This window comes from Alistipes timonensis JC136 (assembly GCF_900107675.1).
GTDB classification, from domain to species: Bacteria; Bacteroidota; Bacteroidia; order Bacteroidales; family Rikenellaceae; genus Alistipes; species Alistipes timonensis.
In genome coordinates, this window is record NZ_FNRI01000004.1 from 80,312 (window position 1) to 106,213 (window position 25,902).

Annotated in this window: 21 protein-coding genes; 7 read left to right on the top strand and 14 right to left on the bottom strand. The window is 60.7% G+C overall.

Annotated features, from left to right (window positions below; translation table 11 throughout):
* Positions 1–81: 81 nt before the first annotated feature.
* From BLU78_RS06425 to BLU78_RS06455, 7 genes are read right to left on the bottom strand one after another with little or no spacing between them, the layout of a single operon-like run.
* Positions 82–1,464, bottom strand: a complete 1,383-nt coding sequence (locus BLU78_RS06425) for an aldehyde dehydrogenase family protein (protein ID WP_010262098.1) — start codon at positions 1,462–1,464, stop codon at positions 82–84.
* 58 nt (positions 1,465–1,522) lie between these two features.
* Positions 1,523–2,548, bottom strand: a complete 1,026-nt coding sequence (locus BLU78_RS06430) for a vWA domain-containing protein (protein WP_010262099.1) — start codon at positions 2,546–2,548, stop codon at positions 1,523–1,525.
* A 13-nt stretch (positions 2,549–2,561) separates the two neighbouring features.
* Positions 2,562–3,548 carry a vWA domain-containing protein gene (locus BLU78_RS06435; protein ID WP_010262100.1) on the bottom strand — a complete coding sequence of 329 codons (987 nt, stop codon included), beginning with the start codon at positions 3,546–3,548 and terminating at the stop codon, positions 2,562–2,564.
* Positions 3,549–3,561: 13 nt separating this feature from the next.
* On the bottom strand, positions 3,562–4,323 hold the full coding sequence (locus tag BLU78_RS06440) for a tetratricopeptide repeat protein (protein WP_010262102.1): 762 nt from the start codon (positions 4,321–4,323) through the stop codon (positions 3,562–3,564).
* A gap of 12 nt (positions 4,324–4,335) precedes the next feature.
* The gene (locus BLU78_RS06445) at positions 4,336–5,304 is read right to left on the bottom strand and encodes a hypothetical protein (RefSeq protein WP_010262103.1); all 969 of its coding nucleotides are present in this window, start codon (positions 5,302–5,304) and stop codon (positions 4,336–4,338) included.
* The gene (locus BLU78_RS06450; protein ID WP_010262105.1) at positions 5,301–6,185 is read right to left on the bottom strand and encodes a DUF58 domain-containing protein; all 885 of its coding nucleotides are present in this window, start codon (positions 6,183–6,185) and stop codon (positions 5,301–5,303) included. Before BLU78_RS06450 ends, BLU78_RS06445 begins: the two co-directional genes overlap by 4 nt.
* Before the next feature lie 2 nt (positions 6,186–6,187).
* Positions 6,188–7,186, bottom strand: coding sequence for an AAA family ATPase (locus BLU78_RS06455; RefSeq protein WP_010262107.1), 999 nt, complete (start codon positions 7,184–7,186; stop codon positions 6,188–6,190).
* Between the two features lie 109 nt (positions 7,187–7,295).
* Here BLU78_RS06455 and BLU78_RS06460 point away from each other — a divergent pair, with 109 nt between their 5' ends.
* From BLU78_RS06460 to BLU78_RS06490, 7 genes are all read left to right on the top strand, one after another.
* Positions 7,296–9,827 (top strand): ATP-dependent helicase, encoded by a 2,532-nt coding sequence (locus tag BLU78_RS06460; protein ID WP_010262109.1) that lies wholly within the window; start codon positions 7,296–7,298, stop codon positions 9,825–9,827.
* A 5-nt stretch (positions 9,828–9,832) separates the two neighbouring features.
* On the top strand, positions 9,833–10,756 hold the full coding sequence (locus BLU78_RS06465) for a glycosyltransferase (RefSeq protein ID WP_010262112.1): 924 nt from the start codon (positions 9,833–9,835) through the stop codon (positions 10,754–10,756).
* 4 nt (positions 10,757–10,760) lie between these two features.
* Entirely contained in the window at positions 10,761–11,423 is a 663-nt protein-coding gene (gene nth, locus BLU78_RS06470) for an endonuclease III (RefSeq protein WP_010262113.1), read from the top strand.
* Positions 11,420–12,196, top strand: a complete 777-nt coding sequence (locus tag BLU78_RS06475; protein ID WP_010262114.1) for an SGNH/GDSL hydrolase family protein — start codon at positions 11,420–11,422, stop codon at positions 12,194–12,196. Before nth ends, BLU78_RS06475 begins: the two co-directional genes overlap by 4 nt.
* 136 nt (positions 12,197–12,332) lie before the next feature.
* Positions 12,333–13,364 carry a DHH family phosphoesterase gene (locus tag BLU78_RS06480; protein ID WP_010262117.1) on the top strand — a complete coding sequence of 344 codons (1,032 nt, stop codon included), beginning with the start codon at positions 12,333–12,335 and terminating at the stop codon, positions 13,362–13,364.
* A gap of 4 nt (positions 13,365–13,368) precedes the next feature.
* Complete coding sequence (locus BLU78_RS06485; RefSeq protein WP_010262119.1) at positions 13,369–14,256, top strand: LysR family transcriptional regulator; 888 nt, start codon at positions 13,369–13,371, stop codon at positions 14,254–14,256.
* A 129-nt stretch (positions 14,257–14,385) separates the two neighbouring features.
* Positions 14,386–15,456 (top strand): YeiH family protein, encoded by a 1,071-nt coding sequence (locus BLU78_RS06490; RefSeq protein WP_010262120.1) that lies wholly within the window; start codon positions 14,386–14,388, stop codon positions 15,454–15,456.
* 9 nt (positions 15,457–15,465) lie between these two features.
* On the opposite strand, the gene BLU78_RS06495 is transcribed toward BLU78_RS06490, so the two are convergent.
* The 7 genes from BLU78_RS06495 to BLU78_RS06525 all read right to left on the bottom strand — a co-directional run bounded on the left by BLU78_RS06495 (position 15,466) and on the right by BLU78_RS06525 (position 25,800).
* Positions 15,466–16,032 (bottom strand): GNAT family N-acetyltransferase, encoded by a 567-nt coding sequence (locus BLU78_RS06495; RefSeq protein WP_010262121.1) that lies wholly within the window; start codon positions 16,030–16,032, stop codon positions 15,466–15,468.
* 197 nt (positions 16,033–16,229) lie between these two features.
* Positions 16,230–16,694: an RNA polymerase sigma-70 factor gene (locus BLU78_RS06500; protein ID WP_010262122.1), complete on the bottom strand. Its 465-nt coding sequence runs from the start codon at positions 16,692–16,694 to the stop codon at positions 16,230–16,232.
* A gap of 170 nt (positions 16,695–16,864) precedes the next feature.
* A complete protein-coding gene (locus tag BLU78_RS06505; RefSeq protein WP_010262123.1) occupies positions 16,865–18,442 on the bottom strand; it encodes a beta-N-acetylhexosaminidase in 1,578 nt (525 codons plus the stop codon).
* 59 nt (positions 18,443–18,501) lie between these two features.
* Entirely contained in the window at positions 18,502–19,581 is a 1,080-nt protein-coding gene (locus BLU78_RS06510; protein WP_010262125.1) for a BT_3987 domain-containing protein, read from the bottom strand.
* A 37-nt stretch (positions 19,582–19,618) separates the two neighbouring features.
* The gene (locus BLU78_RS06515) at positions 19,619–20,488 is read right to left on the bottom strand and encodes an endonuclease/exonuclease/phosphatase family protein (RefSeq protein WP_010262126.1); all 870 of its coding nucleotides are present in this window, start codon (positions 20,486–20,488) and stop codon (positions 19,619–19,621) included.
* A 19-nt stretch (positions 20,489–20,507) separates the two neighbouring features.
* Positions 20,508–22,274, bottom strand: coding sequence for a RagB/SusD family nutrient uptake outer membrane protein (locus BLU78_RS06520; RefSeq protein ID WP_010262128.1), 1,767 nt, complete (start codon positions 22,272–22,274; stop codon positions 20,508–20,510).
* A 19-nt stretch (positions 22,275–22,293) separates the two neighbouring features.
* Positions 22,294–25,800: a TonB-dependent receptor gene (locus BLU78_RS06525; protein WP_010262130.1), complete on the bottom strand. Its 3,507-nt coding sequence runs from the start codon at positions 25,798–25,800 to the stop codon at positions 22,294–22,296.
* Positions 25,801–25,902 lie beyond the last annotated feature (102 nt).

A 25,902-nucleotide genomic window follows, 5' to 3' on the forward strand; every position in this document is an offset into this window, starting at 1 on the left:
GGTAGGGAATTAAAAATTAAGAATTAAAAATTAAGAATTAAAAATTGCAGGCGGCAGGCCGGAACCGTTTGCGGCCGCTTCCTACAATATCTTTTTGATCCAGCGAAAACCCTTGTAGGGCGGGTAGCGGAACGGCAGGTCGGTGCGCTCCGGTGCGATGACCACGCCCCGGCGGTGCGAGAAGGCGTCGAAACTGTCGCGGCCGTGGTAACGGCCCATCCCCGAGTTGCCCACGCCGCCGAACGGCAGCCGGTCGTTGGCGATGTGCATGATTACGTCGTTGAGACACGCGCCGCCCGACGAGGTGCGCAGCAGGGCTTCGTTTCCCGTTTTCTCCGGTCCGAACCAGTAGAACGCCAGCGGTTTTTCACGCGCGTTGACGAATGCCAGGGCTTCATCCGTGTCGTCGAACGGCAGCATCGGCAGTACGGGGCCGAAAATCTCCTCCTGCATCACGGGCCATGCGGGATCGACATCCCCCAGCAGCGTCGGTTCGATGTAGCGGTCCGCCGCGTCCGTGCGGCCTCCGATCAGGATTCTGCCTTGTGAGAGGTAGCCGGCCACGCGCTCGAAGGCGCGGTCGTTGACCAGCCGTACGTAATGGGGACTTTGCTGTGCGTCGTCGCCGTGGAGCCGTTGCAGGGCCCGGGCGAACGTTTCCGTAAACCGGTCTTGCAGCGAACGGTGGATCAGTAAATAGTCGGGCGCGATGCAGGTTTGCCCGGCGTTGAGCGTCTTGCCCCAGGCGATGCGGCGCGCCGCGACCTCGATGTCGGCCCCGCGGTCCACGATGCAGGGGCTCTTGCCGCCCAGTTCCAGCACCACGGGGGTGAGGTTTTTCGCCGCGGCGGCCATCACGACGCGTCCCAGCGCGGGGCTTCCCGTGAAGAAGATCACGTCCCAGCGCATGTCGAACAATCGGGTGTTGACCTCCCGGCCGCCCTGCACGATGGCGACATACGCTTCGTCGTAGATTTCGGCGATCATCCGTTCCAGGGTCTCCGCGACGTGCGGGGTGTAGGGCGAGGGTTTCAGCAGGGCGGTGCATCCGGCCGAAACGGCCCCCACGAGCGGATTCAGCAACAACTGTACGGGGTAGTTCCACGGCGAGACGATCAACGCCTGCCCGAGCGGCTGGGAGAGGATGCGGCTTTTCGACGGCAGGAGTTTCAGCGGCGACGGACGGCGCTCGGGGCGCATCCATTTGCCGAGGTTGCGCAGGTGGTTGCGGACCTCGTCCCGGACGATGCTGATTTCGGTGAGGAAAGCCTCTTCGGGCGACTTGTGCAGGTCGAGCCACAGGGCGTCGCACAGGCGTTTCTCCCAGTTGACGAGGGCCGCTTCCAGGCGGCGGAGCATCGTGCGGCGAAACACTTCGGGAAGTGTCGCTCCCGAGTGGAAATAGGCTTTCTGGGCCGCTGAGAGGGCTGAAATGCGTGCGGCAGGGGTGTTTTCTAAAGGCATAGGCCGTTATTTTGGGGCTTTGGCGGAAACGTTGCAAAGCCGCTGCCGCACTCCGCGGCTATTTTTCGCGGAAGATGTTCAGGTGCGCCAGCAGCGGGTTGCGGCGGTCGAGCATGAGGAACTCCAGCAGCAGCAGGACCAGCGCAGCGATAAGCAGGTATTGATACTGTTCGTTGAACTCCTCGAAGCGGACCATCGACAATTCGGTCTGTTCCATCTCGTTGATCGTCCTGACGATCTCGTCGAGACCGATCGACTGCTTCGACGAACGGACATAGGCGCCGCCCGTGATGTCGGCGATCTTGGCCAGCATCTCCTCGTTGAGTTTCGAGACGACCATCTCGCCCGTCTCGTCTTTGATGAACTCCCCGCCGATCTGGATCGGGGCGCCTTCGGGCGTTCCGATGCCGATGGTGAAGATTTTGACCCCCATCTGAGCGGCGCGTTCGGCGGCGGCGATGGCGTCGTCATCGTGGTTCTCGCCGTCGGTAATCAGGATGATGACCCGTCCGTGGCTCTCCTCCGTATCGCCCGAGAAAGACAGCAAGGCTTGTCCCAACGCCTTGCCGATGGCCGTTCCCTGCACCGAGACCAGCGACGGGTCGATCCGCCGCGCAAAGGCCCGGGCCATGCGGTAGTCGGAAGTGATCGGCAGCTGGACCTTCGGTTCGCCTGCGAAGACCACCAGTCCCACGCGGTCCTGCTGCAATCCTTCGAAGAGCTTGCCGATGGCGTATTTGGTCCTTTCGAGGCGGTTGGGCTGGAAATCCTCGGCCAGCATCGAGTTCGACACGTCGACCGTGAGCATCATCTCGATCCCCTGGGCCTTCTCCTCGCGGAGTTTCGAACCGAACTGCGGACGGGCTGCGGCCAGCACCAGCAGCGTGACGGCAATGCAGAAGAGGATGAATTTGAAGGCCACGCGTCCGGTCGAGACCTCGGGCATCAGCTCCTCGAGGATGCCGGGGTTCCCGAAGCGTGCGAGCCGTTTGCGGCGGCTGCGCGCGGCTAAGCAGTAGAGCGCGACGAGCGCCGGGACGGCCAGCAGCAGCCAGAGATATTGCGGATTTGCGAAGCGGAACATAAGCAAATATTCTTTACGGGATTCGTTTCAGGACGAGATTCGCGAAAAGGAACTCGGCGAGCAGCAGCCCCAGTGCGGCCAGCACCCATGCGAGGTACAGTTCGTGGTAGGAGACGTGCTCGGTCACTTCGACCTTGCTCTTTTCGAGCTGGTTGATCTCGTCGTAAATGGCCTTCAGCTTGGCTTTGTCCGTGGCGCGGAAATACTGCCCTCCGGTCATGTCCGAGATTGCCGTCAGCGTCTTTTCGTCGATCTCGACCTTCTGGTTGACGAACGTGATGTTGCCGAACATGTCCATGGCCGGGTAGGGGGCCATGCCCTCGGTGCCTACGCCGATCGTGTAGACGCGGATACCCTGCGCCTTGGCGATTTCGGCAGCCGTGCGCGGGGCGATTTCGCCCCGGTTGTTCACGCCGTCGGTCAGCAGGATGATGACCTTCGATTTGGCGTCGCTCTCCCGCAGACGGTTGATCGCCGTGGCCAGTCCGTTGCCGATGGCCGTGCCGTCTTCGATCAGTCCGCTGCGGATGCGGGCCAGGAGGGTTTGCAGGGTGCTCTGGTCGGTGGTCAGGGGGCTTTGCGTGAAAGCTTCGCCGGCGAACGCCACCAAGCCGATGCGGTCGCCGTAGCGGTCGGCGATGAACGATCCGGCGACCTCCTTGGCGGCCGTGATGCGGTCGGGTTTGAAGTCGCGGGCCAGCATCGAGCCCGAAACGTCGATGGCCAGCATGATGTCGATACCCTCGGTGTTGGTGCGGACGTTCTGCTCGACGTCCTGCGGACGCGCCAGCGCCACCACGAGCAGCGCGAAGGCCGCCGCGCGCAGTACGAACGGCAGGTGACGCAGGTAGTAACGCACGGTCCTGGGGGCGCGCACGACGCCGGCGACGCTCGAAATGCGGATCGCGGCCCCGCCCTGCAGTGTCCGCCACACGTAGTAGCCGATCATCGGCACGAGCAGCGTCAGCAGCCAGAGGTAATATGGTGAAGCAAAGTGCATAATCGTTTACGTTTTACCAGTTTTTCTTTCCCCGGACCACCACGCCCTGTTTCTCCTTCAGTTTCTCCTGGGTCTTGTCCTCCTGGGCCTGGATGGCGTCGAGCATCTGCTGCTGTTCCTGCGGCGAAATGCCCGAAGGCGTCGGCTGACCCTGCCGGTCGCCCTTATTCTCCTGCGGGTCCTGTTTCCGGTCGCCCTGCCGGTCCTCCGGATCGCCCTTTTGGTCTTTATTCTGTTGGTCCTTGTTCTGTTGATCCTGGTTTTGCTGGTTCTGGTCTTTGTCCTGATCCTTGTTCTGGTCCTTGTCGTCGTTGCCGCCACCGCCGCCGCCGTTCTTGTCCTCGTCGAGCAGGCGCTTGGTGTAGGCGTAGTTGTACTTGGTTTCCATATCCGAGGGGTTCAGGCGCAGCGATTGCTTGTAGCTTTCGAGCGCTTCCTTGTACTTCTGCTGTTTGAATTGGGCGTTCCCGAGGTTGTAGAATGCCTCGGCACGTTCGTCATCCGTGCGCAGCGAGTCGGCTGCGGCCTGCTGCATGGTCTGTTCGGCGCGGTCGAACCGCTCGGCCTTGTAGAGTGCGTTCCCGAGGTCGTAAGTCGCCTCGAACTGTCCCGCAACAGCCTGCAAGGCCTGCTCGTAGCGGCTTATCGCCTGCTCGTAGTTGCCCTTGTTGTACTGCCGGTTGCCCTTGCGCACCAGCGAACGCTCGGGCATGCTCTGTGCCGAGACGCCGGCGGCGGCCAGCAGGAACGGAAATATATACAGGAGTTTGTACATCGTTGCGATCGTTTAGTTTTGCATCGGGGAGTCCTCTTCGGCGGGAATCTCCTCTTCGACGAGTTTGGTCTCCTCGACGAAATAGTAGGCTTTCAGGTAGTCGGCCTCGTTCTGCTCGGCCTCGGGCGTCGCCTTGGCGAATTTCACCAGGTCGGCATCCCGCAGGATAGCCGTCAGGTCCATCCGGGCCTTGTCGGGCAGCTCCTCCTGCCGCATTGCTTCGATGATCTCGTCGGAGGTCATCTCCATGGCTCCGAGGCCCCAGCGTCCGGCGATGTAGGTGCGCAGGATGTCCGTCAGTCCCGAATAATACTGCTTGTGGCGGTTGTTCTGCCACAACTTCTGGTTGTGGAGCGCCTCGAGCGCCTGGATGGCCGCCACGTGCGGAGGCAGCGGCGGGGCGGGTTTGAAGAGGTCTCCGAAGCCCTTGCCGCGGCTGGCGAGCCAGCGTTGGAGCGCATAGGCTCCGGCCAGCAGGATCAGCAGGATCAGGATGCCCCACGTCGCGTAACCTTTGATCTCGAGGAAACGGAACGGAAGGTTCTTCTGCGGTTTGAGGTCGTAGATCGACTGCGACGTGGAGTCGATCTGGAACGTGGCGACCTCCAGATAGACCGAGTCGCGGCTGCGGAGCGTGTCGAGAATATTCTTGTCGGCGTAGAGCACCTGCGCCGCGCCGAGGTTGTACTTGCCTTCGTCGAAAGCCGCCAGCCGGTAACGCTTGCGCAGTTTCAGGTGGCGTCCGTCGCGTTCGAGCGTATCCACGGGGCAGTCTTCGACCAGTTCGATCTTGCCGTCGCGGGGGTCGAACTCGGGGAACTCCACCACCTGCACCAGGTCTTTTTCCACGTCGATGATGTAGTCGAAGCGGTCGCCGATCAGGATGCTGTCGGGTTCGACGCGCGCCGTGACGGTGGGCGTGTCCTGCGCCCGGGCGGCGAGGGCCGTGAAAAGAAGCGCTATTGCAAAGAGTCGTTTCATCGCTGTTTGAACAGTTTCATTAATTCGGCCACGTAGTCGCCGTCGGTCGAGATCATGGCCGTGTCGATGCGGTTGTGTTTGAGCGTTGCGCCGATGCGCTCGCTGCGTTCCTGCCACGAGGCGGCGTAATGGTCGCGCACGGCCCGCGAGGCGGTGTCGACCCACACCTTGCGGCCGCTCTCGGCGTCGCGCAGTTCGACGATGCCCACGTTCGGAAGTTCCGTTTCGCGGGGATCGTAGACGCGGATAGCCACCAGGTCGTGCTTGCTCCCGGCGATTTTCAGGGCGTCGTCCAGCGCCGATTCGTCGCCGGACGAATCCATGAAATCCGAGAGGATGAAGGTCGTGCAGCGTTTCTTGTTGACGTTGGTCAGGAAACGCACCGGCTCGGAGAGCTTCGTGCCTGGCGACTCGGGCTGAAATCCGATCAGTTCGCGGATTATCATAAGGATGTGGCTGCGGCCCTTCTTCGGGGGAATGAACTTCTCGACCCGGTCCGAGAAGAAGATGCAGCCGACCTTGTCGTTGTTCTGCGAGGCGGAGAAGGCCAGCACGGCGGCGATCTCGGTGATGATGTTCTTTTTCAGACGGTCGGTCGATCCGAACATGCGCGAGGCCGACACGTCGACCAACAGCATCATCGTCAGTTCGCGCTCCTCCTCGTAGACTTTGATGTGGGGTTTGCGCGAACGGGCCGTGACGTTCCAGTCGATGTCGCGTACGTCGTCGCCGGCCCGGTACTCCCGCACTTCGGAAAACGACATGCCCCGCCCGCGGAAAGCCGTATGGTACTTTCCGGCGAAGATCTCGTTCGAAAGACCGCGGGTCTTGATCTCGATCTTACGGACGCGTCTGAGAATATCGTTCTCGGTCTCCTGCATCGTTAGGGTACGATTACGTTGTTGAGGATGTCGGTGATGATCTCTTCGGTGGTGATGTTCTCGGCCTCGGCCTCGTAGGTGAGTCCGATGCGGTGGCGCAGCACGTCGTGGCAGACGGCGCGCACGTCTTCGGGGATGACGTAGCCGCGGCGGCGGATGAAGGCGTAGGCGCGGGCGGCCTTGGCCAGCGAAATCGACGCACGGGGCGAACCGCCGTAGGCGATCAGGTTTTGGAGCTTCTGGAGGTTGTACTCCGCGGGCTCGCGCGTGGCGAAGATGATGTCGATGATGTATTTCTCGATTTTCTCGTCCATGTAAACGTCCTCGACCACCTTGCGGGCTTTGACGATGTCGTCGGGCGTGATGACCTTGCCCACCCGGGGCATGCCGGCTCCCGAGAGGTTCATGCGCACGATGTCGCGCTCCTCCTGCTTCTTGGGGTAGGAGATCTTGGCTTTGAGCATGAAACGGTCGACCTGCGCCTCGGGCAGCGGGTAGGTTCCCTCCTGCTCCAGGGGGTTCTGCGTGGCCAGCACGAGGAACGGCTGGGGCAGCGGATAGGTGTTGTCGCCGATGGTCACCTGACGCTCCTGCATGGCCTCGAGCAGAGCCGACTGCACCTTGGCCGGGGAGCGGTTGATCTCGTCCGCCAGCACGAAATTGGCGAAGATGGGGCCTTTGCGAACCACGAAATCCTCGTTCTTCTGCGAGTAGATCAGCGTACCGATCAGGTCGGCGGGCAGCAGGTCGGGGGTGAACTGGATGCGCGAAAATCCGGCGTCGACGGCTTTGGCGAGCGTGGTGATGGCCAGCGTCTTGGCCAGTCCCGGCACGCCTTCGAGCAGAATGTGGCCGTTGGACAGCAACCCGATCAGCAGGGTGTCCACCAGATGGCTCTGTCCCACGATGACCTTGCCCATTTCGGTGCGGAGCGTATCGACGAAGACGCTTTCGCGTTCGATACGCTCGTTGAGTTCTTTGATGTTGATGACTTCGCTCATTGTTTTATTATTGTTGTAGTATTGTCGGAGTTAACCTTTTAACGTTTGCAATGCAAAGATATTATTTTCTTTGGAAAATTCTTGCTCATTTCTTATTAACTTTGCGGTCATGGAATCCAACGAATCACCGATATTACGGGGCCTGAACCCCGCCCAGTACGATGCCGTCGTGAACTACGACGTTCCCTCGCTCATCATCGCGGGAGCCGGCTCGGGCAAGACCCGCGTGCTCACCTCGCGCATCGCATACATGATCGAGCAGGGTGTGGCGCCGTTCAACATCCTGGCCCTGACCTTCACGAACAAGGCCGCCGAGTCGATGCGTGAACGCATCGCGCAGATGTTGCCCGACAACCGCAGCCGCTATATCCGCATGGGTACGTTCCACTCGGTCTTTTCGCGCATCCTGCGGGAGAACGCCGAGCGGATCGGCTTCACCAATTCGTTCACGATCTACGAGCCCTCGGACTGCAAGAACCTCCTGAAGACCATCGTCCGCGAGCTGAACCTTCCGGACGAGAAGTACAAGCCCAACCTGCTGGCTTCGCGCATCTCCTATGCCAAGAACTGCCTCGTGACGCCCGGCGCCTACCAGGCCAACACGGTCTGCGCCACCGAGGACCGGCAGGCGCAGATTCCCGAATTCGGCAACATCTACAACATCTACTGCCAGCGCTGCAAGCGCAACGGCGCGATGGACTTCGATGATTTGCTTTTGCAAACCAATATCCTGCTGAGGGATTGTCCCGATGTGCTGGCCCGCTACCAGGAGCAGTTTCGCTATATTCTGGTGGACGAGTATCAGGACACCAACTATGCGCAGTACACGATCATCCGCCGCCTTTCGCAGACCCATTCGAAGGTCTGCGTCGTGGGCGACGACGCGCAGTCGATCTATTCGTTCCGCGGGGCCAAGATCGAGAACATCCTCTCTTTCAAAAAGGATTACCCCTCGGCGATGGTCTTCAAACTGGAGCAGAACTACCGTTCGACGCGCACGATCGTCGATGCCGCCAACTCGGTGATCGCCCGCAACTCGAAGCGCATGGAAAAGCACTGCTTCTCGGACGGGGATGTGGGCGAAAAGATCCGTATTCTGAAAGCCTACACCGACCGCGAGGAGGCCGAGATGGTCGTCACGGACCTGCGCGACAAGGTCCGCGCCGCGGGCGACGACTGGTCGGAGGCGGTGATCCTCTACCGCACCAACAACCAGTCGGCCGTGCTGGAGGACAACCTCCGCCGCCGCGGCATCCCTTACCGCATCTACAAGGGTTCGTCGTTCTACGACCACAAGGAGATTAAGGACATGATGGCCTACATCCGGCTGGTTATCAATCCCCGCGACGACGAGGCGTTCAAACGCATCGTGAATTATCCGGCCCGCGGCATCGGCGACACCACCGTGCAGCGCATCGCGCAGCTGGCCGCCGAGCGGGGGCAGTCGATGTGGGAGGCGGTCGACGCACTGGTCGCAGAACCCGTCACGGACCCCGTGCAGAAGACCATCGCCCGCAAGGTGACGGATTTCGTGGCCATGATCCGGTCGCTGTCGCTCTCGCGCAACGACAAGGGGCTTTACGATTTCGGTCTGGAGATCGCCTCGCGGTCGGGCATCATCGCCGCCTACCGGACCGAGAACACCCCCGAGGCGACCTCCGCGCTGGACAATATCGAGGAGCTGCTCAACTCGATGCAGGAGTTTAAGGAGCGCTGCGACGCCGAGATACGCAACGGCGAGCGTCCCGAAGAGGAGGTGGCGACCATCGAGGAGTGGCTGCAGAACGTGATGCTGATGACCGACATGGACAAGGACAACCCCGACGACAACAACAAGGTGACGTTGATGACGGTCCATTCGGCCAAGGGTCTCGAATATAAATACGTGTACATCGTGGGGCTGGAAGAAAACCTCTTCCCCTCGCAGCGGGCGGCCGAATCGCCCGACGGCATCGAGGAGGAACGCCGCCTGTTCTACGTGGCCCTGACCCGTGCGAAGGTCTCGGCGACGATCTCCTACGCCGAGATGCGGTTCAAATGGGGCAACATGGAGTTCTCGCGTCCGAGCTGCTTCCTGCGCGAGATCGATCCGCGATACGTCGAGTCCGACGCCGATTTCGCGGAGGTGCGTCCGCGCCGCCGGGACGACGACGGGGAGGCGCCTTCGGCCATCGACGAATTGCGCCGGCGTTTCGACTACCGCTTTCAGCAGAAACAGCAGGGCGGCAGCCGTTTCGGCGGCAGCGGCGGCAACGGAGGGGGCCGCAGCGGCTCTTACAGTGGCGGTTTCGGCCGTCCTGCCGACGGCGAGTCGGGTCCTGCGCGGCGATTCGCGCGGGCCGCGCAGCCCCAGCGTTCCGGAACGCCCGATCCGGCCCTCGTGCAGACCCCGCGGCCTTCGACCGACGGCATGCGCCGCGTCGGGGTGCGGCAGGCGATGGACGGCGGGCTCTCCGCCGGGAGTGCGGCGCCCGTGAGCGGCGAATATGCCGTAGGCCAGCGCGTCGAGCACCCGAAATTCGGCGTGGGCATCGTGCAGCGCATCGAAACCCTCGCCACGGACCATAAATTGGTGGTGGCCTTCGACAATGCGGGCGAAAAGACCCTGTTGGCGAAGTTTGCCAAACTGACGAAACTCTGACCGCGATGGAGACGCCGCTCGTATCGGTCTGCATGACCACCTATAACCACGAGGCCTGGCTCGCCCAGGCCATCGAGAGCGTGCTGGCCCAGCAGACCGCGTTCGGCGTGGAACTGGTGCTGGGCGAGGATTGCAGCACGGACCGCACGGCGGAGATATGCCGGGCCTATGTTGACAAATACCCGGACCGCATCCGGCTGGTAACCTCTCCGGAGAACGTGGGCTGGCGCGCCAACTACCGCCGGACGTTCGAGGCCTGCCGCGGGAAATACGTCGCCTACCTCGACGGCGACGACTGGTGGTGCGATCCGCTGAAGTTGCAGAAACAGGCCGACCTGATGGAGGCCGACCCGGAGTGCGGCATGTGCTACACGCGCGCTTCGAACTACTGGCAGGCCACGGACCGCACGGAGCCCGACCATCCGGACCATTACACCGACTTCGACCGCCTGCTGTGCAGCCTGACCATCGCCAACTGCGCGACGCTGGCCCGCCGCGAACTGATCGCACGCTATTATGCGGAAGTGCGTCCCGAGGAGCATCCCGAGTGGAAGACCGACGACGCCCCGATGTGGCTCTGGTTCTCGGTGTGCAGCCGCATCAGCTATCTGCCCGACATCACGGCCGTCCACCGGCGCCTGCCCGACAGCGTGAGCCACAGTACGGCTTACCGCCGGCGGATCGCCTTCTGCGACTCGCTGATGGACATCAGCCTTTGGTTCGAGGCGCACTACGGCACGGGCGCCAACCGTTTCCGCATCCTCCGGCGGCGCAGTTCGGTGGCCCTGTGGGTGCTCTCGTGGGAGGGACCCGTGCGGGAATACCTTGCCCGCTGGCGGCGCGATGTCCGGGGATGCCCGCGGCTGATGTTCTGTCCCGAGGGGCCCGGGCTGCTGGTGAAAAAGATTCTTTTCCGACGTAAAAAATAGAGCCATGACAACGAAAGAGCGTTACGACGGCATTATCGCCTGGTTCTCGGAGCACATGCCCGTGGCCGAGAGCGAACTTCATTACACCGATCCCTATCAACTGCTGGTGGCGGTGATCCTTTCGGCGCAGTGCACCGACAAGCGGGTCAACATGACCACCCCGGCGCTGTTCGAGGCTTTTCCCACGCCGCACCACATGGCCCGCGCCACGGCCGAGGAGATTTATCCCTACATCAAAAGCATCTCCTATCCGAACAACAAGGCCAAAAACCTCGCGGGAATGGCCCGGATGCTCTGTTCGGAGTTCGGCGGGGAGGTTCCCTCCGACCTCGAACAGATGCAGCGATTGCCCGGCGTGGGGCGCAAGACGGCCAACGTGCTGGGGGCGGTGCTGTGGCAGAAGGAGGTGATGCCGGTCGATACGCACGTCTTCCGCGTCTCGGAGCGCATCGGACTCACGACCCGCTCGAAAACGCCGCTCCAAACGGAACTGGCCCTCGAAAAAAATATCCCCGGCCACCTGCTGCCCCTAGCCCATCACTGGCTGATTCTCCACGGACGCTACGTCTGCGTGGCGCGGGCCCCGAAATGCGACGAGTGCGGCATTGCGACCTGGTGCCGCAAGTACGCCGCTGACCACCGACAACCCAAAACTTCAGAAAAATGATAAAGATCGCCTTACGCCTTTTGCTGATTCTGCTGCCCCTGGGCGGCATGGCCCGGACCCAGCAGGACTCCCTGCGGGTGCTGTGGGTCGGTAACAGCTTCACTTACTACAATGATCTGCCCGCGATGGTGCAGAAGATCGCTTCGACCCAGAAGATGAAAATTTCCTGCACGCGCTTCCTCAAAGGCGGCGAACGCTTCTCGGGACACCTGAAAAACAAGGAGTTGCTGCAAGCTATTGCCGACGGCGGCTGGGATTATGTCGTCCTGCAGGAGCAGAGCACGGCTCCCGCGATGCCGACCGGGCAGGTGGCCCGCGAGGTCTATCCCGCGGCCCGGACGCTCGACAGCCTGGTGCATGCCGCTTCGCCCGACGCCCGGGTGATCTTCTACATGACCTGGGGACACAAGTACGGCAACCGCAAGCCCGTGGCGGAATACCCGCTTATGAACGAATACGAGGGCATGCAGGAGCGGCTGAAGACCAGCTACCTCGAGATGACTTACGACAACGACGCATGGTGCGCTCCGGTGGGTATGGCGTGGCGGACGGTGCGCCGCGAGCGTCCCGACTGCATCCTCTACCGTCCCGACTGCTACCACCCCGAGGTTCCGGGCAGCTACCTGGCGGCCAACGTCATTTTCACGACGATTTTCCAGCGGCCCTATCAGACCGCCTTCACCGCGGAGCTTCCGGCCGAACAGGCCGAATACCTCCAGCAGACGGCCCAGCGGAGCGTTCTCGACAACCTCGTGCTGCTGAACATCCGGTAGGCCGTTGGTATATCCCGCGTTTTTTCGTACCTTTGGCTTCGCCGAAGATACTGCCGCTCGGCAAAATGCAAGCGAACTTGCTTTTGCCCTCGCTTATTCGTATCTTTGCCGAATCCACCAAAGCGGAGGAAACCGAATGAAGCTATCGAAAGAACATATCGAACGCCTGCGGGAGATGCTCGGGCGTCCCCGGCAGCGGATCGTCATCGTTTCACATACCAATCCCGACGGCGACGCCGTCGGGTCGTCGCTCGCGTGGGCCGAGGTCCTGCGCACGATGGGGCACGAGGTGACGTGTGTCGTTCCCAATAAATTCCCCTATTTCCTCGACTGGATGCCCGGCATCGACGAAATCGTGGTCTTCAAAACCGACACCGAGGGGCGTGCCGCGCGGGCCATTGCCGAGGCCGATATTCTTTTCTGCCTCGATTTCAACGCTATTTCGCGGCTGGAGATTCTCAGCGCCACCATCGAGGCCAACACCACGGCCCGCCGCGTGCTGATCGACCACCACCTCTCGCCCGACGAAGGGTTCGACCTCTCGTTCTCGCATCCCGATTCGTCGAGCACGTGTTTCCTGGTTTACAGCATCGTCGAGGCGATGTGCGGCACCGACGCCATTACGCGCAGCATGGCCGAGACGCTTTACGTGGGCATGATGACCGATACGGGCAATTTCGCCTTCTCGTTCCTCACCCCCGAGCTGTTCCGTGCCGTGGCCGTGCTGCTCGAGAAGGGCATTTCGATCCCCGACATTCATAACAGCGTCTACAACGCCTATACCGAGGGCCGTGCGCGGTTGTTCGGCTACGCCATCAACCGTAAGATGGAGGTCATTCAGGACGGTACGGTGGCCTACATGTCGCTGATGGAGAACGAGATGCGCCGCTTCCAGTTCCAGCAGGGCGACAGCGAGGGATTCGTCAACTACGCCCTCACGATCAAAAAGGTCAAAATGTCGGCCATGTTCCTGGCGCACCGCAAGTTCATCCGCGTCTCGCTGCGTTCGCGGGGCGGTGTCGACGTCAACCTCTTCGCCCGGAAATATTTCGACGGCGGCGGTCACAAGAACGCCGCGGGCGGCAAGTCGTTCGTTTCGATGCAGGAGACCATCGACCACTATGTCCGCTCGGTGAAGGAGTTCGCCGCGGAGGGACACCTGGGCTGACGCCATGGACGATTTCCGCCTCAAAGTCTTTATCACCGCGGCCCGGACGCTGAGTTTCACCCGGACCGCCGAACAACTCTACATCTCGCAGCCCGCCGTCAGCAAACACGTCGGCGAGTTGGAATCCCGTTATAAAGTACAGCTTTTCGCCCGCCGCGGCAGTCGTCTGGAACTGACCGACGCCGGACGCACGATGCTCGAAGCCGCCGAACGGCTGGCCGACGACTACCGCCGCCTGGAGTACGAAATGAGCCTCTGCGCAAGTCTTACGGAGGGCGAACTGCGGCTGGGAGCCAGCACGACCGTTGCCCAGTATCTCCTGCCGCCCATCCTCGCGCGTTTCACGGCGCGTTTTCCCGGGGTGCGGGTCTCGGTCCTTTCGGGCAACAGCGCTGAGGTCGAGCAGGCGCTCGGGGAGCATGCCGTCGATCTGGGCATGGTCGAGAGCGTCAGCCGCCGGCAGGGGTTGCACTATACCTTCTTCGCTCCCGACGAGCTGGTGCTGGTGGCCCGCACGGGCGGAAAATATGCCCGCACCGAGTCGCTGACCCCCGAACAGTTGCTTTCGACGCCTCTCGTACTGCGCGAGAACGGCTCGGGAACCCTCGAGGTGATCTCTGCGGCGCTTGCCGCAAAAGGCATCCGCCTCTCGCAGCTCGATGTGGTGATGCGCCTCGGCACGACCGAGGGCATTAAAGCCTTTGTCCGCAACAGCGATGCCCTGGCCATCGTGTCGGTGACCTCGGTGGTGGACGAACTGCGCAGCGGCGCGCTGCGGATCGTCGACATCGAGGGACTGACTTTCTCCCGCGATTTCAGTTTCGTGCACGCAGAGGCCGAGCCTGCGCGGCTGGTCCGGCAGTTCATCGACTTCGCCCGGGCGAACCGCTGATTCTTTCCGTGTTATAACTTCAGGTTATTTCGTATAACGACTTTTTGTTTCATATCCCGATAAAAGATACGATCTTTGCCCCGTTGGTAGAGAAAAAGTTATCGTATCACGCATTATAGAATTGAGGATATGTTGGAAAAAGGCAACCGGGCGAATACGCTCCACGGAATTCTTCTGATCGCGCTGTTTTCGTTCGCGGCATTCTACATCGCCGAAGTTCCCGTCGTCAGGCGGCTTTCGTTCAGCCCGCTGATCGTCGGCATCGTGCTGGGCATGCTCTATGCCAACAGCCTGCGCAACAAACTGCCCGAAACGTGGGTTCCGGGCATCAAATTCTGTACGAAGCAGGTGCTTCGCTGGGGCATCATCCTTTACGGATTCCGCCTGACGCTGACCGAGGTGGCGGCAGTCGGCATCCCGGCCGTCGCTGTCGACCTGATCGTCGTCGTGGTCACCATTCTGGGCGGCGTCCTGCTGGGACGCCTGCTGAAGATGGATCGCGATACGGCGCTGATGACCTCGACGGGCAGCGCCATCTGCGGAGCGGCGGCCGTCCTGGGCGCCGAGCCGGTCGTGAAGTGCGAAGGCTACAAGACCGCCATCGCCGTCTCCACGGTCGTTATCTTCGGAACCCTCTCGATGTTCCTCTATCCCGTCATGTACCGTACGGGCATGCTCGACGGACTGACCGATACCGGCGTGGCCGTCTATACGGGCAGCACGCTGCACGAAGTGGCTCATGTGGCCGGGGCGGGCAACGCGATGGACCCGACCGATGCGCTCGGAATCGCCGGGACGGCCACCATCACCAAGATGATCCGCGTCATGCTGCTGGCCCCCGTGCTGGTGGTCATGGGATTCGTGCTGGCGGGCCGCCGGAAGAGCGCCGGGGGTAAAAAGGAGAAGAGCAAGATCGCCGTGCCGTGGTTCGCTTTCGGATTCATCGGGGTCATCTGCCTCAATTCGCTGCTGCAATACCTTTTCGGCGTGGAGAGCGTCCGGGAGATTCCGCTGAACGGCGCCATCGAATATGCCGATACCTTTATGCTGACGATGGCCATGACGGCGCTGGGCACCGAAACGAACCTCGCCAAATTCAAACAAGCCGGGGCCAAGCCCTTCGTGCTGGCAGGGCTGTTGTACGTCTGGCTGCTCGTGGGCGGTTATTACGTCACGAAATACCTCGTCGGCATGCTGTAACGGCTGTTTTTACGCCAACCGGGGCAGCGTCGGGGCTTCATGCTCCGAATAGCGCAGCACCCGCTCCCGCACGAAGTCCGCGAAATCGCGGGCTTCTTCGTTCGTGAGGGGTCCGGGACGGCTCATCAGCACGAGCCGATGGGCGTGGAACGGCTTCCGGAACGAGGGATGGATATACTCCTGGGGGTTTTCGACGAATCCGAGCCGCTGGTAGAAATGCAGGCGCCGGATGGATATTTCGTCCTCCGGAGGGTCGATCTCCAGGATGACGCGTTTGCCCTCCGCAAAGGCCGCGAGGGCTTTCGAACCCATGTTCTGACCGCGCAGGCGGGGCGATACGGCCAGATGCTCGACGTAATGAAAATCCCCGGCCTTCCAATGGAAGAGGATGCCGATGAACTCCTCGCCGCGCCAGATGCCGTCGGCTTCGAAATGCGGATCGCCGAACGCGCGGTCGTAGTCGGCGGCATTCCAGCGTTCACAGTCGGGAAAAGAGATTTCGTAGAGGTCCCATGCCTCGTCCCAACCCTTGTCGGAGCGGGATTTGAAGGGTATGAATTGCAGTTGCTCGGTCATAATCTCGAATTTTCGGCAAGATACGGCAAATTTCGTAAAAAATCCAATCCGCCGCCGGAACGTCATTTGGGGACCCTATGAAAGTGAAGAAACTGTTTGTTTCGTCGTCAGGGTGCCGAGCGCTGTCCAGTGAGGAGGATTTGAGGCTGTGCCTCAATTCCCTCTGACGCTGTTCCGGTTGTCCGACCGCGGGATTCTCACCCCTTGGCGAGCAGTTTGCGTAAATATCGCAGCGCCTTCTTCATCTGCGCTTCGACGGTATTGACGGAGATTTCCATCCGGAGGGCTATTTCGGCGTTGGAGAGCTCTTCGCTGCGGCTTTTGAGGAACACTTCCCGGCAGCGGTCGGGAAGTTGGGAAACGGCTTCGGCGACCAGTTCGAGCATCTCCTCGGTCTCTATCTGCGACTCCCCCGGGCCTGCGAAAATATCCCCGAGTTCTTCGAAAGGAACGTAGGAAAACCGGTTGTCGCGGATATGATTGAGCGACCGGTTGCGCACGGCCCGGAACAGGTAGGCCCTGACCGAGCCCGTCACCCGCAGCTTTGCCGCATGCTGCCAAATATGGGTGTAAACGTCGAGCACGACCTCTTCCGCCGATGTACTGTCGCGTATCCAGAACTCCGCGAACCGGCACAACGGCGCATAGTAGCGGTCGAACAACTCCTGGAAGGCTGCAATTTCCCCCCCCCTCCTTCGGCGATGCGCAGCCACAATTGCAGATCGTACTCGTTCTTGGACATGATGTCATGCGAAATGGTACAAAGATAGTGATTTTCGGGGGAAAACAGCGGACCGCAGTCTATCCTGCGATCCGCTGTTCCGCATCGGAACTATTCGATGTCAAGGAAAAAGTATTTCGCGTAATCGAATCCGGCTCGATCGTAGAGGCCGGGCAGCAATCGTTTCGCCCGGCGCCGGAAATCGTCGTAATCCTTTCGGTCGTACGCCCAGGCGATTTCGGCTATCGCCGCCATCCTCGGAAGGGTCATTCGCTGCACATGTCCGAAATCCGCGATGTACTCGGTCCATAGGTTTCCCTGAATGCCGAGAATGTTCCTGTACTGGTCCGGTTTGAGCCGGTCGTAGGGATCGAGCCGGTATACCTGCCTCACGGAGAGGTATCGGGTCGGTCCGATGGGTTCCAGCTTTTCGGGGTGCGATGTCTGCGCGTAGTCGAGGTAGCAGTTCCACTTCGGGGTCATGATTACGCGGTTTCCCTTTTTCGCGGCCTCGGTGCCCCGGAACTGGTCGGTCCATGCCATGATAACGGCCGATTTCGAAATCCCTCCGGACATGATTTCGTCCCATCCGATGAGTTCGCGGCCGTGCTTGTGAAGCCACTTTTCGACGCGGTGCATGAAATAGCTTTGCAGTTCGTCCTCGTTTGCGAGCCCCTCTTCGCGGATGCGTTTCCGGCAGGCCGGACACTCCTTCCAGCGATCCTTGGGACATTCGTCGCCCCCGACGTGTATGAGCTTCGAGGGGAAGAGCCCGAGAACCTCTTCGAGAACGTTCTCCACGAATTCGAAGGTCGCCTCTTTCCCCGCGCAGAGCACGTCTTTGGATATTCCCCAATGGGTCCATACTTCGTATCCCTCTCCGCGGCATCCCAGAGCCGGATATGCGGCCAGCGCCCCGAGCATGTGCCCGGGCATGTCGATCTCGGGAATCACCTCGATATAGCGCTCTGCGGCGTAGGCCACGATGTCGCGGATGTCGTCCTGGGTGTAGAAACCTCCGTAGGGAGTTCCGTCGTAGCGGTTACGGCTTTCGTCGGTTTTGTCGTATCGTCCGATGACGGTCTCTTTGCGTATGGACCCGATCTGTGTCAGGAGGGGATACCGTTTGATCTCGATGCGCCATCCCTGGTCCTCGGAGAGGTGCCAGTGGAACCTGTTGAGCTTGTGCATGGCGAGAATGTCGATAAAGCGTTTCACCTCGTCCACGGTCCAGAAATGGCGTCCGGAATCGAGCATTCCCCCGCGATGCGCGAAGCAGGGTTTGTCGGCGATTTCGACGGCGGGGACGGTTCCGTCGGGAGCGACGAGCTGGCGGAGCGTCTGCAAGGCGTGGAATACGGCCTGCGGGGAACCTCCGCCTATGCGGATGCCCTTGGGCGTGACCGCGAGCGTGTATTCTTCGGGTTGCAGCGCATCGTTTACGGCGAGGGACAAGGCTCCCTTTTCGGCCACGGGCAGGCGATACCCGACGACGGGCTCGATGTCGGCGGCGAACACTTCGGCGGGGCGCCGGAGTTCGGGAAGGGCTCCGATCGTGGTTTTGGCGGTGATGCGGAACTGTCCCTTTCCCGGGATGAGAGATTCGGGGCGCGGAATGATGTCGATGTTCCGGGCGCAGAGCGCGGCGGCGGACATCAGGGCGGCGAAAGACAGGAGAATGTGTTTCATAGGTCGGGATTTAATGGTTTGAAACCGCCTGCGGGAGAATTCCCGCAGGCGGAGTGCTGTCAGTCGAGATCCAACTCTTCGAGGTTGCCCCAGACTTCGAATTCGGCGAATGTACCGCCCTTGTAGGTCATCGGAATCGGCCTTACGCTCGATCCGCTGTTCCACGACATGTGAAGCGTGAAACGGATGTAGCGGGCCCGCTGGATTTCGCCCAGATAGACCGAGTTGTGGAGCGAATGGGACATGAACGCCCCGTCGGGACTCGTGCCGGTGAACCGTTCGCCGTACGTCCAGTCCGCGTCGTTTTCCATGCCGTCGCCCGTGATGGTTCTGGCCGTTTCGATCGTGATGTCGCCCGGAGGATTGTTCAGGGCGCCGTCGGCTTTGGTGCGGGCCGTGATGCGGACGCCGCGCACGGTCACTTCCCTGCCCATATCGAAAACGAAATAGAGCGGAACGTAGACCACCGGACCGACGGATGCCTTGAAATTGTAGGTCCAATAGCTTGCCGGATTGCCGTCGAGCACATCCTTGGCCCAGCCCGTTTTGGGATTGCCTTCGCCCGGCGTGTACTCCGAGGTGCAGTGGACCACCTTCCAGCCGGTGCGGTCGAGCAGTTCGGCGGGCGGCAGTACGCGCTTGTTGAAGAGGATGTAGTAGACGCCGCCCTCGTCGGAGGTCCGGGCCCCGGCGTCGCCCTTGATTTCGTCGATGGTGACCGGCAGCAGGTATTGTTCGCCGTCGGGCATCATCTCGCTGCTCAGGGTTACCTGTGCCGTCGACGAAACGTCGTTGTAGCGGGGCAGGATCACCTCCTTCTTCGAAAATTCATAGGCCTCGGCGGGTACGAGTTCGTAGGACGTGCCGTGGGCCTTGTTGTAGGCCTCGACCAGCGTGCGGTCGACCTTGAAGGTCACCGTGAGGTTCTCGGCGCTGACCGATCGGGCGACGGCCCGGATGTCGACGGTCTGGGTTTTGGGTTCGAGCAGTGAAATCTCCAACGGCTCGTTCCCGGCGTTCTGGATCGCCAGGACGGCCGGTCCGTTCAGCCCCGATCCCTTGTCGTCGTCCTTGCAGCCTCCCAGCGCGATCAGTAGCGCGGCGGCCGCCAGAAGACGGATGGAAGCGTATCGTTTCATAAGTCGTGTTCGTTATCGGTTATGGATACTGTGATTATTACTGCCTGGCCGGGAGTTTGATGTCGAGCATCACCGGCAGGTGGTCCGAGGCCTTCGTCACGTCGCCCGATTTGAACCAGCGCAGGATTTGTGAGCCCACGACTTCGCATTTCGGGGTTCCTTTGAGCTGCATGATGTAGTCGATGCATTTCGTGGGATTGTCCGACGGAAAGGTGCCGAATCCGGTGATGGTCAGTATCTCCCAGTCTTTTTGGAGGAGTTTTCCGGTTTCCGAGTTCGGCGTGGCGTTCATGTCGCCTCCGAGGAAGACGGGCTTTCCGGAGTTGCCGTACTGCTCTTTCATCGTTCGGGTGATCAGTTCCACCTGTCCCACCTGGGCTTCGGCCGAAACGTGGTCTAAGTGCGAGGTGCAGATCACATAATCCTTCATCTCCATGACCACCAGTACGCGCGGTTCGGCGCCCACGCCCTTGGGCAGGGCCACCGAGAATTTCCGTACGGCTTTTTCGCGGGTGGTTACGCCTTCGCCGTATTCGCCGCCGTCGTAAGGCATGGCCGCTCCGTATTCGAAATCCCAGCTGCCCATCAGGGAGGCGAAATGTTTGAGCTGATAGACGTGGCGCGTACGGTTGGTGTTGTTGTCGAGCTCGTTCATGCAGATGGCGTCGGCCTCGATCTCCTTCATCATGTCGGCGATGAGCTGGTAGTCGTCTTTGATGTATTTGTTGAAGACGCCGACGTTGTAGGTTACCAGGCGCGTCACGCCCTCGCCCTTGGAGTTGTCGACCGAGACGTGGGGCGGGATTGCGGGGTTGTAGAACGGTTCGTTCTCCATACATGCTGCGGCGTTGAACGCCAGTCCGAGCAGCGACAGGGTCATCAGGTATTTTTTCATGAGTTTCAACATATTTGAGGTTGTTTTTCGGTTAAAAATCGAGTCCGTCATTCCATCCGGGATTTTGGGTCAGGGCGCCGCCTGTCAGCGAACGGTCATCGGTCGGAATCGGATAGAAATAGTCGCGTGCTTCGTTCCAGATGCCCGGATTGTTTTTGTGCGGCGAGATGTAACCGTGGTCACCGTCGGAGAAGAGGATGTCCTGGTCGATCACCAGTGTCAGTTTGGCCGTGGTCGACGGCGTTTCGCCTTTGGCGGCGAAATAGACGTCGGGCGTTCCGTCGCCGTCGATGTCGTATTCGCCCTTGGACGGGATGTAAAGGCCCAGCAACGGCTGTTCGAACGTTTTACCTTCCTTCCAGCGGATGATGTCGTAGTAGCGGAATCCTTCCATGGCCAGTTCGACGGTGCGTTCGCGGCGGATTTCGAGGATCACACCCTTGTTCGGCCCCGTGACGTTGGGATAGCCGGTCTTCGCGGCCGACAGGTAGGGGTCGGGGGCGGCGTTGGCGTCGTCGAGGATCAGGTTGGGCATGCCCGCGCGGTCGCGCAGCCGTTTGACCGACAGGTTGATGTCCTCCTGCGTCAGGGTTCCCAGTTCGGCCTTGGCTTCGGCATAATTGAGGTACACCTCCGCCGACCGGAAGATCGGCAGGTCGTTGAACGATTTGTTGTAGGCGTCCTGGGCGGTTCCGGTGACGAATTTGACGATGTGGTAGCCGGTGATCGAATTCGCCAGGTCCGGCGCCAGTTTCGCCGTGGCTCCGATGCGTGTGTAGCCCGGCGTGCGGATGGTCTGGGCCAGACGCGGGTCGCGGTTCGAACACTGCTGCTTGAATTCCATGGTTTCCCAGCCGGCCTTGTCCGTGAACCGCGAGCCGTCGGCCATCAGGTAGCTGTCGACGATCTTGCGCGTCATGCCCGGTTTGCCGTACGAGGCGCTGATGGTGTAGAAATTGGCGTTGTGGAAGACGCCCAGCGCCGAATTATAATCGCGGGCGAGGATGACCTCCGTGTCCTGGGCGTTTTCCGAGGCGAACAGGTCGCGGTAGCTGGTCGCCGTGCCGGTTGCCGTGTAGAGCGAGTAGCCGCTGTTGGTGATGAACTCCTCGGCAGCGTCGGCGGCCTGTTCGAGATACCATTTCCAGTCGTGTTCGTAGCCGTCGATGCCGTGGTACTTGCGGAACGTGCCCTCGAAGAGGCAGAAGCGCGATTTGAGGGCCAGGGCGGTCCATTTCGTCACCCGATAGGTGTCGCGCTGGGCCGGCAGGTGCCGGACGGCGAAATCGATGTCCTCGATCATGCGCTGCATGACATACTCGCGCGAGTCGCGGGGTCGTTTGAGCTCGGGATCGGCCGAGCCGAGGGGCTTGGCGTACCAGGGTACGTCGCCGAAGCGTTTCACCTTTTCGAAATAGAAATAGGCGCGGAAGAACCGGGCCACGGCGTCGTAACGGTTGCGCACGTCGGTATCCTTGCAGTTGCCCGAATATTCGAGCAGCGTGTTGAACTTGCGCAGGTCGGTCCACGTCCAACCGCTGCCCGAAGCGGGGATGGTGCGGCCGTCCCGCATTTCGGCGGCGATTTCGTTTTTCACGATGTTGTCGTAGCCTTCGTTGTAGAGGCCGTCGCCGGGGAAGATCGTATAGAACGTGTTGCTGAAAGCCTGCAGCTCGTTTTCGTTCGAGAAGAAGGTCTCGGGCGACATCTGCGCCAGCGGGTATTTGTCGAGCCAGTCCTCGCACGAGGAGAGCGTCAGGATGCAGCTTGCGGTCAGTATCGATAGAATCTTTTTCATGGCTGTCTCGTTTTAGCGGTTAGAAGGTGACGTCCACGCCGAACATGTAGGTCCGCTGCCAGGGGTAGAGGCGCAGGTTGCCGTTCGTGGCGGCCATTTCGGGGTCGATGTAATCCGAGTGGATGCCCGACCAGGTAAAGAGGTTTTCGCCCGTGAAGTAGATGCGCAGGCTCTCGATCAGCGCCTTGCGGGTCCATTGTCTGGGCAGCGTGTAGCCCACCGTGAGGTTTTTCAGACGGCAGTAGCCGATGTTTTGAAGATAACGGTCGTTGACGGCCGTCAGCTCGCGGTTGGTTCCCTGCAGGGCGGTGTAACCGCGCGGACGCGGGAAATAGGAGTCCGGATTCTCCTCCGACCAGATTTCCCGCACGAAGTTCTTGGGGATGTAAGTCGCGTAGGGGCGCGCGTAAGGACCCCAGAATGCCAGCGCATTGGCTGCCGGATACCAGTCCCGGCGGCCGATTCCCTGGAAGAAGATCGAGAAGTCGATGCCTGCCCACTGCAAAGCGAGAGTGGCTCCGTAGTGGTAGCGCGGCTGGCTGTTGCCGATGATCTCGCGGTCGCCCGGATCGTCGACGGTATTTTTGCCGAGGGTGATTTCATTGTCGCCGTCCAGGTCGCGGAATTTCATATCGCCGGCGCGGAGTCCCTTTTCGGCGCCTGCCGAGGCGTTGATGATCTCGTTCACGGTCTTCTGATCGACGGGATAGTTGCGGGCTTCCTCGTCCGAGGCGAACAGTCCGTCGATGCGGTAGCCCCAGATTTCGCCCCAGCGCATGCCTTCGTAATAGGTTTTGGCGAACGTGCGTTCGGGGTTGTCGAACCTGGTGATGTCGGTGATGTAGTCGTTGAAGGTCAGCGTCACGCTGTACGAGAACGGGCGGCGCAACAACTGGAACTCGTCGCGCCAGTTGAGCGAAAGTTCGTAGCCCTTGGTGCGCAGGTCGGCGCTGTTCATTTTGGGTGAATCCGCACCGTAGGTGGCCGGCAGCGCGATGCCTGCGGTGAGCATGTCCTTCGTGTCGCGGATGTAGAAGTCGGCCGAGAACGCCAGGCGGTTGTTCAGGAAACTCATGTCCAGACCGAGGTTCTTGTGGATGCTCCGCTCCCAGGAGAGGTCCGAGGCCACCGGAGCCGAGATGGTCGCCGTGGTGGGTTTGTCGCCGCCGAACAGGTAGCTTTGGTTGCTGATCGAGATCTTGCGGATGTAGTCGTAGTAACCGACGTTCTGGTTGCCTAACTGTCCGTACGAAAAACGCAGTTTGAGGTTGTTGAACTGGTCGCGGATGCCGTCGAAAAACGCCTCTTCCGAAATGCGCCATCCGAGCGAGAACGAAGGGAAGAAGCCCCAGCGCTGTCCGCGTTTGAAGCGCGACGTGCCGTCGTAGCGGCCGCTCGCCTCGACGAGGTACTTGCCTTTGTAATCATAGTTCAGACGGCCGAAGAAGCCCATCAGGGCGTATTCGTTCTGGCCGCCGCCGACCTCCATGCGCTTGTCGCCGTCGGAACCCTGTCCCACGAGATTCAGGTCGTTGAGCGTCTCGGAGAGCAGGTTGTAACCCGTCGCAGCCACGTCTTTGAGGTATTTGGTCTCCCAGTTGAAGCCGACCATCGCCTTGAAATTGTGGTCTTGGGCGAACGTGCGTTCGAACGTGCCGTAGAGGTTGGCCTGGTAGTAGGTGTGGGTCATGCTCTTTTCGTAGAGCTTGTCCTCCATCTTTCCGGACGTGAGCGTGTTTATTTCGCCCGGATACTGCGAGTACTCGGTGTTGACCTGACGGTTGGTGTAGCGCGTGGTGTTGAACATGTAGGTGAAATTACCCTTGATTTCCAGTCCTTTGACCGGAGTCCAGGTCAGCTCCGTCGTGGTCGACATGTTGTCCGTGTGGTCGTCGTTGGTATGGCCGTCCTTGTTGAGTATCGTGGGCAGGCCGTCCATGATCTGATAGTTCGAGAACGACGTGTTGTAGACGCTCGTGCCGTCGGGATTGACCGGGACGAACGAGGCCAGGGCATGTACGGTGCTCCAGGAGAAGGCCGTGTTCACGTCGCTCGGGCCGGGGTAGAAGTACTTGTAGTTGTAGTAGCTGGTGTTGTTGCTGACTTTGAGCCACTTGTTGATGTCGAACGAGATTTTCGACCGGAAATTGATCTTTTGCAGTTTGTCGGGATGCTGGCGGAAAAGTCCCTCCTCGCTGTAATAGCTGCCTGAAAGCAGGTAGTTTACGCGGTCGTTGCCGCCTGACAGCGAGATGCTGTGGCTCGTGTTCGGATGTTCGTCCTTGAACAGGTAGTGATACCAGTCGGTGTTGCCGTAATACACATAGGTGTCACGGCCGTCGCGCTGGTCGATCTTCACCCACGGCCGGTCGGGATGCTCCGTGCGGTCGTTGCGGCGCGCCCAAAGTTCCATCATGTCCTGCTCGGTGTAGCGCGTATAGTTGTTTCCGGCGTAGGAACGCCAGAAGAGGTCGTTGAGATAGACCGAGTAATAGCCGCGGGTTTCATAGTCGGTCGAGGTCGTAGGTTCGTTCCAGCCCCAGCGGCCGCTGTACGTTATGCGGGTTTTGCCCGACGAGTCGCCGCTTTTGGTCGTGACGAGTACCACGCCGAACGCCGCGCGTGCGCCGTAGATGGCTGCCGCCGAGGCGTCCTTGATGACCGAGATCGAGGCTACATCGTTGGGATTGATCTTCATCAGGTCGCCTTCGGCCCCGTCGACCAGCACCAGCGGCGAACCGCCGTTGATCGAGGTGATGCCGCGGATGTTGAGCGAGGCGGGATTGCCCGGCCGGCCGGATGAGGTCGAAACCGTGAGTCCCGGAACCGAACCTTGGAGCATATGGGCCACCGAGGGTGCCGAGCGGTTCTGCAACTGCTTCTCATCCACCGTGGCGATGGCTCCCGTGAGGTTCACCTTCTTTTGGGTTCCGTAGCCTACAACCACGACGTCCTCCATGTTCACGGCGTCCTCCGTGAGGTATACTTTCAGGTTGTTCCGCGAGGCGGGCACGGGGATTTTCTTGCCGACGTAACCCAGGTAGGTGAAGTCGAGCGTTACGTCGGAGTCGGGAACCGTGAGCGAGAAGCTGCCGTTGGCGGCGGTTATCGTGCCGCGGGTGTTGTCTCCGACGAGTGTGACGGCGACGCCTGCCAGCGGGGCTTCGGACGAGTCGTGGACTGCGCCTGTGACCGTGCGGGATTTGGCAGGGATTTTACGGGCCGGGATCAGGACGATCTGGCGTTCGGTGATGGTGAAGTTGAGTCCGGTCGGGGCGAGCATCTCCCGGAGGGCCTTCGAAATCGGCGTTCGTCTGGCTTTGAGGCTCACATGCCGGGTAAGGTCGGTTTGTTGGGCGTCGTAGAAGAACGTGTATTTGCTGTTCTTCTCGATCCGGGATATGGCCTCCGAGAGCGGAATGTCCGAAAACTCCATGTCGAGAGTCGGTTCCTGCGGCTGGCCATATACAACCGTGCTGCCGGCGACCAGCAGCAAAAGGATTGCAAACAGTCTGAAATGCGTCATAATGGAAGTTTTAAGTTTGTGGTAAGTTTGCAGGGCATTGGTCGGATGCCGTTGCGGGGTGGTCGGAATCAGGTCGGAGGGTTACTTCATAGGCATTCGTTT